General features: G+C 57.6%; 15 protein-coding genes. 8 read left to right on the top strand and 7 right to left on the bottom strand.

Features of this window, described 5'->3' with window-relative positions; translation table 11 throughout:
* Positions 1-5: 5 nt before the first annotated feature.
* On the bottom strand, positions 6-296 hold the full coding sequence (locus GTP58_RS23190) for a helix-turn-helix transcriptional regulator (RefSeq protein WP_072788278.1): 291 nt from the start codon (positions 294-296) through the stop codon (positions 6-8).
* A gap of 128 nt (positions 297-424) precedes the next feature.
* Between GTP58_RS23190 and GTP58_RS23185 the strand changes: the two genes are divergently transcribed.
* Positions 425-1,444, top strand: a complete 1,020-nt coding sequence (locus GTP58_RS23185; RefSeq protein ID WP_161079467.1) for a hypothetical protein — start codon at positions 425-427, stop codon at positions 1,442-1,444.
* A 2-nt stretch (positions 1,445-1,446) separates the two neighbouring features.
* Here GTP58_RS23185 and trbK read toward each other — a convergent pair whose 3' ends face one another.
* Positions 1,447-1,644 (bottom strand): entry exclusion lipoprotein TrbK, encoded by a 198-nt coding sequence (gene trbK, locus GTP58_RS23180; RefSeq protein WP_161079466.1) that lies wholly within the window; start codon positions 1,642-1,644, stop codon positions 1,447-1,449.
* Positions 1,645-1,646: 2 nt separating this feature from the next.
* The gene (locus tag GTP58_RS23175; protein WP_161079465.1) at positions 1,647-2,006 is read right to left on the bottom strand and encodes a DUF1304 domain-containing protein; all 360 of its coding nucleotides are present in this window, start codon (positions 2,004-2,006) and stop codon (positions 1,647-1,649) included.
* Between the two features lie 103 nt (positions 2,007-2,109).
* Here GTP58_RS23175 and sugE point away from each other — a divergent pair, with 103 nt between their 5' ends.
* Positions 2,110-2,427 (top strand): quaternary ammonium compound efflux SMR transporter SugE, encoded by a 318-nt coding sequence (sugE, locus tag GTP58_RS23170; protein WP_161079464.1) that lies wholly within the window; start codon positions 2,110-2,112, stop codon positions 2,425-2,427.
* On the opposite strand, the gene GTP58_RS23165 is transcribed toward sugE, so the two are convergent.
* From GTP58_RS23165 to GTP58_RS23155, 3 genes are read right to left on the bottom strand one after another with little or no spacing between them, the layout of a single operon-like run.
* Positions 2,424-3,383, bottom strand: a complete 960-nt coding sequence (locus tag GTP58_RS23165; protein WP_161079463.1) for a succinylglutamate desuccinylase/aspartoacylase family protein — start codon at positions 3,381-3,383, stop codon at positions 2,424-2,426. The two genes, sugE and GTP58_RS23165, sit on opposite strands and share 4 nt — an antisense overlap.
* A 30-nt stretch (positions 3,384-3,413) precedes the next feature.
* A complete protein-coding gene (locus tag GTP58_RS23160) occupies positions 3,414-3,776 on the bottom strand; it encodes a hypothetical protein (RefSeq protein WP_161079462.1) in 363 nt (120 codons plus the stop codon).
* On the bottom strand, positions 3,773-7,030 hold the full coding sequence (locus GTP58_RS23155) for a winged helix-turn-helix domain-containing protein (RefSeq protein WP_161079461.1): 3,258 nt from the start codon (positions 7,028-7,030) through the stop codon (positions 3,773-3,775). Before GTP58_RS23155 ends, GTP58_RS23160 begins: the two co-directional genes overlap by 4 nt.
* Positions 7,031-7,210: 180 nt before the next feature.
* Here GTP58_RS23155 and GTP58_RS23150 point away from each other — a divergent pair, with 180 nt between their 5' ends.
* Genes GTP58_RS23150 through GTP58_RS23140 form a run of 3 tightly spaced genes read left to right on the top strand, consistent with a single transcriptional unit; the run spans position 7,211 to position 9,297 of the window.
* Entirely contained in the window at positions 7,211-7,828 is a 618-nt protein-coding gene (locus GTP58_RS23150; RefSeq protein ID WP_161079460.1) for a glycoside hydrolase domain-containing protein, read from the top strand.
* Between the two features lie 2 nt (positions 7,829-7,830).
* The gene (locus tag GTP58_RS23145) at positions 7,831-8,118 is read left to right on the top strand and encodes a hypothetical protein (RefSeq protein ID WP_161079459.1); all 288 of its coding nucleotides are present in this window, start codon (positions 7,831-7,833) and stop codon (positions 8,116-8,118) included.
* Between the two features lie 15 nt (positions 8,119-8,133).
* Positions 8,134-9,297, top strand: coding sequence for an acyltransferase (locus tag GTP58_RS23140; protein WP_161079458.1), 1,164 nt, complete (start codon positions 8,134-8,136; stop codon positions 9,295-9,297).
* On the opposite strand, the gene GTP58_RS23135 is transcribed toward GTP58_RS23140, so the two are convergent.
* A complete protein-coding gene (locus tag GTP58_RS23135; RefSeq protein ID WP_161079457.1) occupies positions 9,260-9,724 on the bottom strand; it encodes a hypothetical protein in 465 nt (154 codons plus the stop codon). The genes GTP58_RS23140 and GTP58_RS23135 overlap by 38 nt on opposite strands.
* Before the next feature lie 141 nt (positions 9,725-9,865).
* Between GTP58_RS23135 and GTP58_RS23130 the strand changes: the two genes are divergently transcribed.
* From GTP58_RS23130 to GTP58_RS23120, 3 genes are all read left to right on the top strand, one after another.
* A complete protein-coding gene (locus tag GTP58_RS23130; RefSeq protein WP_161079456.1) occupies positions 9,866-12,175 on the top strand; it encodes a penicillin acylase family protein in 2,310 nt (769 codons plus the stop codon).
* Positions 12,176-12,265: 90 nt separating this feature from the next.
* A complete protein-coding gene (locus tag GTP58_RS23125; RefSeq protein ID WP_161079455.1) occupies positions 12,266-12,694 on the top strand; it encodes a hypothetical protein in 429 nt (142 codons plus the stop codon).
* Positions 12,691-12,948, top strand: coding sequence for a hypothetical protein (locus tag GTP58_RS23120; RefSeq protein WP_161079454.1), 258 nt, complete (start codon positions 12,691-12,693; stop codon positions 12,946-12,948). The genes GTP58_RS23125 and GTP58_RS23120 overlap by 4 nt, the downstream gene beginning before the upstream one ends.
* Positions 12,949-12,961 lie beyond the last annotated feature (13 nt).

Raw genomic sequence — 12,961 nt, 5'->3', positions numbered from 1 at the left:
GCTCCCTATAGTTGCATTTGGTCGATGAAGGCCTTGATGACTTCTTCATCACGTTTAAAGTAATTCCACTGGCCTACACGCTGCGACGTGACCAGCCCGGCCTTGACCAGCACGGCCAGGTGGGCAGACATGGTCGACTGCGACAACCCGGCACGACGGTCAATCATGCCGGCGCATACGCCCAGGCTCAGCGGGTGTTGCTGTTCCGCGAAATACACCTCGGGCTCCTTCAGCCACGCCAGAATCTGGCGCCGCATCGGGTTGGCGAGGGCTTTGTGGATGGCGTCTATGTCCATGGTGGTCTATATGTATCGTGTTTTTCCGATTTCAATATCGGGATTCTACGATATAAATAAAAAGCGTGCTGGCGGCCAAAAAATCCTTTATGTTGTGAGAACATTGCTGGAAATTTAACGAGGATGGAATGTCGAGTCATTATCTGGATGTGGCGATAGGCCTGGCCTACACTTTCATGGCCACGAGCTTGCTGTGCAGTGCTACGCGGGAAGCGATCGCCTCGCTGTTCCAGACACGCGCCAAGATGCTGCTGGATGGCGTACTGACGCTGCTGCACGAACCGGAAGACAAAGCGCGGCTGCGCGGCATCTGGCCATCGATCCAACGGCTGCTGCGGCTGGAAGGCGGCTTCGGGCTGCAGAAGCTCAGTGACAAATCACTGACTGCCGAGGTGATGCAGCATCCGCTGATCACCGGGCTGGCGCAGCAAGGGCGCATGCCGTCGTACATTCCATCGGCGATTTTCGCGCGCGCGTTTGTGTCCACGCTGACCACGCGTTACGGTAAAGGGCAGACAGCCGCCGTGTTGTTGAACAGCGTCGGCAATGAAGGGCTGACGCGCACGCTGCAAGCGATTATGGGAGAAGGGGAAGATGACGCGGCGGCGCTGGAAAATGCCATCCGCATCTGGTACGACACCGTGATGGAGCGCACCAGTGGCTGGTACAAGCGTCGCTCGCAGTTCGTACTGTTCCTGATCGGCCTGTTCTACGCGAGCGCGATGAACATTGATGCGCTGCAGTTGTCGCAGCGTTTGTGGAACGATTCGGCGTTGACCGCGCAATTGGTGCAGAAGGCGCAAGCAGTCCAACCACCGGCAGCTCCTGCCGTGCCGGCTGATACGACCGCGCAATCACAAGCCAAGCAGGCCAAGGCCCAAGCCCAGGAATTGCAAACGCTGCCAATCGGCTGGCCGGCCACGCGTTTCGACGAGGTGGGTGGCAAAGGCGCCGCAGCATTCATGATCGCACTGGTCTTCGCGTTGATGGGCTGGATGGCGACCGCATTTGCCGCTTCGCTCGGATCGCCATTCTGGTTCGACGGCATCGGCTGGCTGCTGGCGTTACGCGGCACCGGCGCCAAGCCAGCCTCAGAGACAGCATCGTCTTCTGCACCGACGCTGACGCTGCCTAGCCTGCGCCAATAAACCTATTTAGCTCGCTGAGCGCATTGCGAGGACTGAATCGCGCGCTCGGTGATGCTGTCGATGCGCTTGATGGCCTCCGGCGTACAGGAGGCTTCGTTCACCAGATGCGGCTGCGGTTTTGCGTGCATCTCCTTGTAGCCCGTGACGACCAGCGCCGCTGCTGCGCAGGCCAGCAGTATCCAATTGAATTTTGTTTGCATTGTCAGGCGGCGAAGTGCAGCGCCAATCCGATCATGGCAGGCAGGGTTTGAATCAGCAGGATAGAGCGCTTCACCGTGACACCACCCCAGATACCCGCCACAGCAACGCAAGCCAGGCCGAACACCGTGAACGCCGAGGCGATCGCAGCATCTGGATGCAGAAGGCCGATCACCAGCGCCGCCACCAGAAAGCCGTTGTAGCAGCCTTGATTCGACATCGCCGGCTGGACGATATCAGCCTTTTCCTTACTTAGTCCAAAGACACGGCGACCGCGCGTATTGAACAATACGGTTTCCAGCAAGACGATATAGACGTGTATCAGCGCCACGAGCGCGGTGACGATCTGTGCTGCTAAAAGCATGAAGACTCCCCGTTTTTATAGTAATGAACGACCATTATGACCCGAGCAAGGTCGCCGCGGCTAGAGGCTCCGCACCAATTTTGTGTGGATGGTATAGTTCGGCATGACCTGGATTATTCTCATCTTGGCCGGCCTGCTGGAAGTGGTGTGGGCGGTTGGCCTCAAATATACTGAAGGCTTTACCAAGCTGATTCCCTCGGCGCTGACCCTGACCGCCATGGCAGGCAGCGTCGGCATGCTCGGCTTGGCACTGCGGACATTGCCGCTCGGGACAGCATATGCGATCTGGACCGGCATCGGCACGGTCGGTACGGTGGTGTATGGCATCGTCATGCTGGATGAACCAGCCAGCATCGTACGATTGACGTGCATCGCCATGATCGTTGGCGGCATCATCGGGCTGAAAATCTCGACGGTTTAAAACGACGGGTTAGGGCGAGTGAGGTAATACCATTCGCTGTTGGCGCCTGCTGCACTGTCGGGGAACAGAATGCGGCCATCAAATTCGGCCAGTACCGGCGTGCCATCAACACGGCGGCCGATTTCCTCACCCTGTTTGACCGGATCGAAGCTGGACCAAATGCGGCTGAATGTGTCGTGGGCATGCTGCTTGTCGTAAACCGCGACCATGCTCAGCGCCTCCATATTTTCTGGCGCGATAGGTTCAGGCATTGGTGCATCGATCAAACCAAGAAACGCCAGCGTATTCAGAATGGCGCGATACGCGACTTCGGGCGCTTGCGGATCGCTGTGCTGCCCGCATTCCAGCGTCAGCGCATAGCCGCCGGTTGAGCGCATGTACTCCGTCGTACCCATGCCGTAGCGAAGCACGGTTTGTAGCTCACTGCTATCGCTCATGCGACGCTGCACGCCATCGCCGTAGGTGCGCAACCAACCGTCAACAAACCGCCGCACGCCTAACCGCCGCGCGAGCGCGCGCTCCTGCTCTTCATGCTTGAACGGCTCCAGTAGCCCATTGTTATTACGCGGCCCGACCATGACAAACGGCTCGCTCGCTGCATTAAACGAATGCAGGTCTAACAGCACATCATGCTGCGCAAGAAGAGGGCACAGCCAGTTGGCAACACGATCCTCAAAATTCTGCGGGTTTGAATTCGAAAAAAGATTACGATTCAAATTCCGCTCACCAACACGTTCGCCTTTGGCGTAAGCCAGCGGATTGGTCACCGGAACGAAAGTAACAGTGCCGCGCCGTAGAAATAGCACGCCACTGTCCAGTTCCTTCATCACACGCTGAATGGCGATGGTGCCGCAAGTCTCGTTGCCGTGGACCGCCCCGGTAACGATAAGGCTCGTACTGGCTTGCTGTCCGTTGTAATGTATTGACTGAAACTGCAATTGATTTACGTCGACCATACTATTCCTGCGTGAGATGAAAATTAGTGCTTAACCTTGTGGTTCGTTGCGAATTTGTGGATCGTGAGTGAAAGTTTCACCACGAGTTGGATTAGTAAATTGCAGATTCAGACTTAGAATACCGCTGTAGGTATTTGCGTCATTGGCCGACAGGACCTTGCCACTTACACTGACAGCATAGCTGATTTGTTTTGGTTCAATAGGGGCTACACTCAAGCCGGAGAAGATGATGTTCTCGCCATAAGTATCTACAATTTGATAATTAATTACCGTATCTGGTTGCACAACCAAGGGTACGGCAGGTTGATATGTAACATCGTAGCCGCCATTAGCGTTACGTTTAACCCAAACCAAGATATTAATAAAAGGAGTGACTGAAATCGGAGTATTCATAAGCTTGCTTTCTTTAGTGGGTGGGTGGAAAGATAATGCAGGTAAGCGACGTCCCGATAAGACATTGCCTCCAATTGTTTCTGGATAGTGGCGGATTGCTCTGCTTGGTTTAAGCAAACATTGGCCTTGACCCAAGGTGCTAATAGACGAAAATCGCTACTGTTGATTATGTGAGGTTGTAGCAAATTCTTTACTTCATCACAGTGTTTTAACGCTTGTTGATTATTTTGTATCGCCAACAGATCCGCATTCACGAAAAGTGCGTTAACTAGCGCGTCTCGAATGGTTGCATCTGTGGGGGCGGCCAGGCTCAATTGGCGTAGTTCTTCAACCGCAGTCTGCAAAAAGTCTGAAGCAGCTGCATGCTTATGCTTATCGAGTAGCACCAAAGCTTTGTGATGTTTAATTTTGGCCATTGATAAGCGCAGGTTCAGCTTTTTAGGCTCTAGTTTACTTAGCTCTAAGAAATTTTGATAAAGCCTGTCGAGTTGGTTAATTGTCGTAGGTTCACCAGTTTCTACCAGGCGCAATTCCGCAACATACATACTCCGTTGCCAGGTACGATTAGTAGGATTGTTTTCCACGCTCTGCTTCAATAACCGGTAACTGCGCTCTGCATAACTTCGACTTGATGCGATATCACCACGGGCTTGTGTGAGCTCCGATTGGTTAGACCAAGCTGCTGCTAATTCTTTAACCCACACGTTGTCGCTGGGATTTGCATCGTGTAATGTTTTTAACAGTTCCAACTGACGTGCATATAAAGTCCCGGCTCTGTTTAGTTGACCTAGTTGCATTTGTGCATTTGCCTGCCATGCCAAGCTGTCAGCCAGATCGGCGATTTCTTGTTTGTCGTTGGGGGCTGCACCGTATGCACGATTTTTCAGCGCGACCGACAGGGTGAATTCGTCGACAGCCTGTTTTACATTGCCGCTCCAGAGTGCAATCGTACCTAAGGTATTGTGCGCGTAAGATTGCTCTACCCAGGCTAATTTCTCATTTGGGCTGACTGCTGCCCATTGATTCGCGTGAGAAAGGTATTCCTGATAGTACTTTCTTGCCTCAGACCACTCCTTTTTATCTGTATGGATTTGACCAAGCCAGAATGCATTTTCGCCAGCACTACGTAGTAGGGTAGTGTCGTTTGGGGTGGCGGCGAGCTGACGTTGTAGGATTTCGCGCCCGGCCAACAAGGCAGTATTGGCACTGATAGGGTCACCACGAGCAATCTTAACTTCAGAAATCAGCTGCAGCGACTTTGCTCGCTGCGTTTGCGCCGCACTACCGCCGTTCAATTTATTTGCATCCGATAAATACGTCAGAGCACGGTTACTCACGCTATCAAGTAGTTCAAGCTTACCTAGGGGACGCAGCTTTTCGACGAACTCGCCCAGCATATAGCTCATTAAGTCTTCTGCTTCGGCGCGGTGTGCTTCGGCTTGAGATTGTGCGGAGCGGGCCGTGATGCCTAAAACAGTAGCAAGTATAGCGAGGCAGGTGACTACGACCATCACCGCCATCCGCATGCGCTCGCTGCGGCGCTCGCTTTGCAGCGAGGACTGGATGAAGTTTTGTTCTTGTTGCGTCAGGCTCAGGCTGGTGGCGTTTAACAGCTCGCGGGCTTGATTGGTCTGGGTGCCGGACGGCAGCAGCATGTCGCGCTTGCGGCCGCTTTCTTGCCAGCGGTTGGCTTGGGCGCTGATGCGGCTGCGGATTTGCAGCGTCTGGCGGTGTTCTTCGATCCACGCGACTACGCGCGGCCAGCGGCGCAGCAGGGCTTCATGGGCCAGGCCGAAGGCAGGAGCGCCACCTTGCAGGTCGCTTACGAACAAGTGGGCATCGACCAGCGCCTGGACCAGTTTGATCTCGGCGTCATTGCGCAGGGCAGACCACGGCACGCGGCGCGAGCTCACGGTGGCTTCGTCTTCTGCCACCAGCACCAGCTGCGACAACACGTGGGGCAGGGCGGCGATCTGTGGCGCGCCCAGTTCGGAGATCACTTGTTCTGCCCGCGCGCCGATGGCGCCTTCCAGCCCGCCCATGGCGTGAAAGGCGGCGTGGCTCAGCTCGCCTTCAGGACTGCGCTGGCGGTACAGCTCTTGCAGGCAGTACTGCAGCAGCGGCAGGCTGTCGGCACCGGAACGGGCAGCGTGGCACAGGACTTCATCCAGGCCTTCGCCGCGCTCATCCACGGTGTAGCGCAGCTGCGCCACCTGGGCCGGGTGGCGGACGATCTGGGCGATGTCGGCGCTGCCGGGCGGCGTCAGGTCGAAGTGGCCGCCGCTCAGTTTCAGGCTCATCAGCGCTGGATAGGAGGCCAGATGCGGGTAGAAGTCGTTGCGGCAGGCCAGTACCAGCTGCATGCTGCCGGAGCGCGCCAGCTGGTCCAGCACGTTGATGAAGACGGCACGCTCGGTGTCGGTGACGTGCGGCAGCCGGAACACGGCTTCAAAACGGTCGATGAACAGCAGCAGCTGGATGGCGGGTAGCTGGCGCTGCAGATGTTCGATCAGCGATGGCAAGTCCTGCGCCATGTGCTGGGCCAGCGCTGCGGCGCTGGTGTTTTCAAACAGCATGCGGCCATCGATTTCGGCGTCCAGCAGCACGCTGGCCAGTGTCTCGAGCAGGCCGGACTGGCCCATGTCGGCGCAATCGAGCTGCACGTGGGCGCTGATGGCGATACCGGATTCGGCCGGTGCGGCGCCCGCTTTCAACGCTGGAATCAGGCCGGCCTGTACCAGCGAGGTCTTGCCGGCGCCGGATGGACCGAGCACCAGCACCATCGCGCAAGCGGCCTGGGCTTGCGCCACCACCACCTGCACCAGCTGGTCGACACTCAGTTTGCGGCCAAAGAAGATGGCGGCGTGCTGTTCTTCAAATGCTTCCAGGCCGCGGAAGGGCGAGGCGTGCAGCCAGCTGCCCTGGCTGACTTCGTCGTCATAGCTCAGTTCGGCCAGCAGGCGGTAGCCGCGTTTGCGGATGGTTTCTATATAGCGCGGTTCGGTTGCGGAGTCGTCCAGCGCCCGGCGCAACTGGGTGATGATTTTGTGGATGGCGTTGTCGCTGGGCGAGACGTCGCCCCAGCAGGCATCGAGCAGCGTCTCGGCCGAAATGACCACATGCGGATGGCGGCACAAGTACAGCAGCACGTCCATCGCCCGCGGTTCCAGCTGCCGGTTGAGTACGCCGCAGCTGAGGGTATTGGTGGCTGGATCGACCCGCCACTCGCCAAAACGGAAACTCTTGTGCTTCATCCCCATCTTCTTTGCTCAGTAAAAATATCTTTGCAATCAATGACTTATTTTCCAGAAGGTTTTCGGAAGGCCGTTTTTATAGCTTCTGGGTAAAGTCACCGCAAAGAAATATTAACATTATCCTGAGGGAAATAGTTGAAGAATTGCCACAACAAGTTGAACAATTTTTATGGAGTCCCCATGACCGTTTTGACCGGCGTGAAAGCACCGTTTGAACTGACGCAGTACGCAATAGCAATCAAGCAACAGGGGATCGATTTCGCCATGCGGCATTACAGCCACCAGGCGGGCAAGAGTTTGTCGCTGGCCGAGGCACGGGCGCTGACCGATGCCGGCATCCAGATCGGCGCGTTGTGGGAGATGCCGGATGCACACCTGAGTTATTTCAGCCGGGCGCAGGGGTTGGCGGATGGGGCGGCGGCGTATTTGATGGCGCAGTCGGTCATCGCCCAGCCGTCCGGCTCGGCCATTTACTTCGCGGCGCCGGATGTGGCGTGGATAGACGGCGCGGTCACGCGCTATTTTGAAGGGGTGAACCAGGCGTTTCACGCGGCCGGTCCGACCGAGCGGCAATATCAGGTTGGCGTCTTTGGAGCCAGCGCCTGCTGCGAGGCGATCATGGCGCGGGGACTGGCCAATGTGGCGTGGCTGGCCAATGACGGCACCTCGGCCGCCGGCTACCAGCTGCGCCAGCTGAATGACGCCGCCACCTTGCCGGTGGACGATGGTCAGCGCATCAGCGTGGGCATGGTATGTAACAGTCCGGATCATCCGGCTGGCCTGTTCCGGGTGCTGTAACGATGAATATCTGCTTTACGGAGACGCCATCGCGCAAGACGGTCAAGCCGTCCAAGACTATTTTTCTCAACAATACCGGTGGCGATGTGACGTTCAAGTTTGTCACCGCGCCGGATCTGGTGCTGGGAGCCTACACCATCAGCAACGGTGTCAGCGCCGCCATCGACTGTATCCGGCAGGGGGAGAAAGATTATTATTCTTGCCACAGCCAGAATTTTGCCATCCCCGGCGACAGCACGGCGGTGCTGACCTTGTCGAACAGCGTGCTGACCATGGCCATCTCCACCTAAGGTAATATACGGCCGATGAAGCAGACCACCATCGGCCGTAACTCCGGCCTCGACACCTTGCGCGCGCTGGCCATCGTGCTGGTGTTCATGAACCACTACATGATTTTCGTGAGCAGCCAGCCGACCTTTGGCTGGATGAGCGAGATCGGCTGGACCGGCGTTGACCTGTTTTTTGCCTTGAGTGGTTATTTGATCGGCAATCAGATCTTGTCGGGCATCCGCAAGGAACAGACGGGGACCGGGCGGTTCTCGCTGGCGCGGTTTTATGCGCGCCGTCTGCTGCGCACGGTGCCGAATTTTTATTTTGTGCTGGCGCTGTACGCCTTGTGGCCGTACTGGCGCGGTGCCAGCGTGCTGCCGCCGTTGTGGAAGTTCCTCACGTTTACCCAGAATATCTTCCTCAGTCCGGGCACGGCTTTCTCGCACGCTTGGTCCTTGTGCGTGGAGGAGCAGTTTTATTTCCTGCTGCCGGCGCTGGCTTTGCTGATCGCCATGCTGCGCAAGTCGCTGGTCTGGGCCTGGCTGGCGGTGGGCAGCGCTTTGCTGGGCGGGATGGCGATACGCAGCTATCTGTGGACCAGCATCGGTGACGTGGCGGACGGCAGCTATCACTACTACACGCTGATTTATTACGCCTCGTGGTGCCGCTTTGACGAATTGGTGTGCGGCGTCGCGCTGGCACTGCTGAAGAATTATCACGCCGCTGCGTGGTCACGCATCACCGCTTACGGCAACTGGACGCTGGCGGCAGGCGTGGCGCTGCTGGCGCTGACCTGGCATCTGCTGCTGGAAGATCACTACGGCTATGCGATGACAGTGTATGGTTACCCGATGCTGGGCCTGAGTTTCAGCCTGCTGCTAGTGGCGGCGCTGAGCAGCGGCTCGCTGCTGCAACGCTGGCGTGTGCCGGGCGCCGCCAGCATCGCGTTGTGGTCGTATGCGATCTACCTGACGCACAAGCAGTTGTGCGTGCTGCTGCGCGCGCCGTTGCAGGCGCAAGGCTGGGACGCGGAAAGCTGGCAAGCCATTTTCATCTTGAGCGCGGCCAGCATCCTGGCCGGCTGGCTGCTTTACCTTCTGGTGGAGACGCCGTTCATGAAGCTGCGCGATCGCTACGTGCCATCGAACTACGCGCCGCAGCCTAGTTCATCTCAATCACATCAAACGGCGACTGTGTAGAACCGAGGAAGGCCATGACGCTGCGCGCGCGTTCCGGCAGCTCGTCGTGGCGGGTGGCCGCAACCACAGAGCGCAGGCCCGGTATCACCTCGCTGATATGCGGGCTGTCGTAGGCGACGACCAGCAAAGCGGCCAGTTCACTGGCGCGCCCGCGGTTATTGCGCATGCGCTCTTCCAGCATCGCCAACAAGGTGCGCTGCATGCGCGGCGTGGGATTGGTGATGTAGCCGAAGACCAGCGGTGTATTGGCGATCGCGTCGCACAGGCGGCTTTCGATCTGCTCCGGCTTGACGTCGGAAGCGATATCGAAGTAGGCGCCGTTCCAGCGCGTGCGCTCATACGGATGTCCAGGCGGGAAGGAGTCGGCGGTCTCGAAGCCGAGCAGGTGACTGAGGCGGCGTAGCCATGTAAGTAGAATTTCCATCATTCCTGCATTCTAGCGTTAAGCCGGTATCGCCGCTTGCAACTGGTAGTCGCGCAAACCGCGCCTTCGGATAGATCGCTGGCTTGGGCATATAAAGTTTGCAATATTCTGGGTCCTTCCTTTTTCCTTAGAAAAGAGAAACCCATGAACTACAAGACCCTATGCCTTTCACTACCAGTACTGCTGCTATTTTCGGGCTGCTCCGGCGGCAGTTCGAAGGAAGCTGTCGTCAAACCTGCCCAGTACACGGCCGATATCCGGCGCACGTCGTTTGGCATTCCCCACATCAAAGGCAATAGCGAAGGCGACGTGGGATTTGGTGTGGGCTATGCCTATGCGGAGGATAACCTGTGCGCGTTGGCGGATGAAGTAGTTACCGTCAACGGCGAGCGCTCGCGCTACTTCGGGCCGGATGGTAGCCGCGCGGGGTACAGCAGTACCAATCTGGAGACGGACTATTTCTACCGCCTCATTAATGACGAAGCCTCGCTCAAGCAGTCCTGGGATGCGCAGCCGGAAGAGATCCGTCAACTGGTGCTGGGCTATGTGGCAGGCTACAACCAGTATCTGCAGCAGACTGGCGTGGCAAATCTTCCTGGTGACTGCAAGGGTGGCGCGTGGGTGAGGGCGCTGAATGAGCGCGACCTTTTGCGTCTGATGCGGCGGTATGCAGTGGAAGGAAGTTCGGGCCAGTTTGTGCCTGCGGTGGTGTCTGCAACGCCGCCAGGTGCGCCGCCGGCGGCCATGCGCAAGGCCAGTGGCACGGAGCCGAATGTACTGAGCGCTGAATACTGGCGCCGTTTGCACAGCAAGACTGGCAGCAACGCAGTCGCATTTGGCAAGGACCTCACGGACAATGGCCACGGCATGTTATTGGGGAACTCGCACTTTCCGTGGAAAGGCTCGCTGCGGTTTTATCAGCTGCACCTGACCATTCCGGGCAAGATGGATGTCATGGGCGCTTCGCTGGCCGGACTGCCGCTGGTGAATATGGGCTTCAATCAAAATCTGGCGTGGAGCCACACGGTGAACACGTCTTCGCATTTCACGCTGCATCGCTTGCAGCTGGATGCCAAAGATCCCACGCGCTATGTGGTGGATGGGCAGAGCAAGCAGATGAACAAGCGTAGCGTGACGGTAGATGTGAGGCAGCCGGATGGCACGCTCAAGTCGCAGTCACGCGATTTCTATGGCACCGAATTTGGCATGCTGGTGGTGGTGCCGGGCGTGGCGGCGTGGGATCGCAGCAATGCTTATGCGCTGGGTGACGCCAATTTGAACAACCATCGCTTGATCGTGCAGTGGTATGCGATGGGCCGTGCGGCGACATTGGCGGATTTTCGCAAATCGATCGAGTCCGTCCTGGGGTTGCCTTGGGTGAATACGCTGGCGGCTGACAAGGACGGACAGGCCTTGTTCACGGCGGCGACGGCAGTGCCGAATGTGTCCCCCGCGCGGCAGGCTGCGTGCGTGGCGGCGGATGACCAGGCGCTGGCATCGCAAGGTTTCTTTATTCTGGATGGTAGCCGTGCTGCCTGTGCCTGGGGTGTGGAAAAGGATGTACCGCAGGTCGGCATATTCGCGGCGGCAAGCTTGCCGGCGCTGATGCGCAGCGACTATGTGCAGAACTCCAATGACAGCGCATGGCTGACCAATCCTGCTGCGCCGCTGACAGGATACCCTAATATCGTCAGCCGGCAGGACTACGAGCAAAGCGGCCGTACGCGCCTAGGCATCAGCCAGCTGCGTTTGAATGGAGAGCGCATGAGCCTCGCCAAGCTGCAGCAGATGGTGCTGAATAACCGCGTCTACATCGCGGAGCAGGTGATGGATGACCTGCTGCGCATTTGTAGCGGCCCGGCGTGCACGCGTTTGTCCGCGTGGGACCGTACCGCGAATCTCAACGCCAATATGGGCTACGTCTACTTTACCGGCATGTGGGATCGCTTGCGCGGCCAGCCGGTATGGAAAGTACCATTCAATCCCGCGGACCCGGTCAACACACCGCGCGGCTTGAACGTGGATGATCCCGATGTTGCCGCTGCAGTACGCATGGCGCTGGCGCAAGCGGTGAACGATGCTGAGGCCAAAGGCTGGACGATGGATAAGAAGTGGGGCGATATTCAAGTCGCCGTGCGCGGAGCGAAGAAAATTCCGATACATGGTGGCGACGATATCTACGGCGTCTACAACGCCATCAACAGCACCGATATCGGCGGCGGCCTGCGCGACGTTACAGACGGCACCAGCTACCTGCAAGCCATCACCTTCGACAAGAACGGTCCGGTTGCGCAAGCGATACTGAGCTACTCGCAATCGAGCCAGTCCTCATCGCCATACTACGCGGACCAGACGGAGCGCTTCTCCAATAAGGCATGGATCGCGCAACCCTACACCGAAGCCCAGATCACCGCCGACCCTAACTACCAGACCCGCCGTATCACGCTCCCCTGAGCGCCGTCGCCGACAGCGCTGAGCTATCGCAATTCAGTCTGACAATATCGTGGATATGCTCCAGAAACCGTTGTCTACTAGGAGAAAATCATGGCATCGGACTTTTATCGATACTTTAAGGAGAACATGGATGGACTAGGCTTGGATTGTCCGGAAACACTGTTCGCTACGAAGGGGACTGCGATCCAGACTGCCACCACGATTCTCACGGCTATTCAGCAGCACGGCAGCAAAGTTACTGTCGCTGAGTTGATCGGAGCAGGTACCGGACTGGAGAAGCTGTTTTATTTGGGGGCATTACGCGCTTCGTACTATGTCGGCGCGGTGATTTGTAGCATAGCTATTGCATCCGGACGCAGTCTAGCAGGTGGCATGTCATTATCCGATGTGCTTCTGGCGGCGCAGAGTAGCCACCTACATCGGCCTTGGCTGGCATCAGTTTTAATGCGCTGGCCTGGTATTTATCAGCAAAATATCCGCTCCAGGAGGAGCTACCGCCAGCGTTGGAGCCAGCCATGAAAGATCGTTTTGCTTTACTTTTGAGCGGACTGGTTGCTGCGGTGCTGTCGTGGGCGTCGTGGCATTGGTGGGGGCAGGACGGCACGATGATGGTGATGGCTGTTCTGTTGCTAGCGTGTGCCGTCGATAATGGCATGCTGCGACGACAGGTACGCTATCTGCTGGCGGAGCGCGATCGGAGTGAGAAGAAGGGCGCCTTGCGCCACCTGATGGGAAGCTTGGTCGCGCTGCGTGAAAAAAAAGGCAGGGACTAGCCCGGCCTGAATA

The organism is Duganella sp. CY15W (assembly GCF_009857555.1).
Classification (GTDB): Bacteria; Pseudomonadota; Gammaproteobacteria; order Burkholderiales; family Burkholderiaceae_D; genus Rugamonas; species Rugamonas sacchari.
Note: the sequence above shows the minus strand (reverse complement) of the source record. Positions and strands in the feature narration are given on the sequence as shown.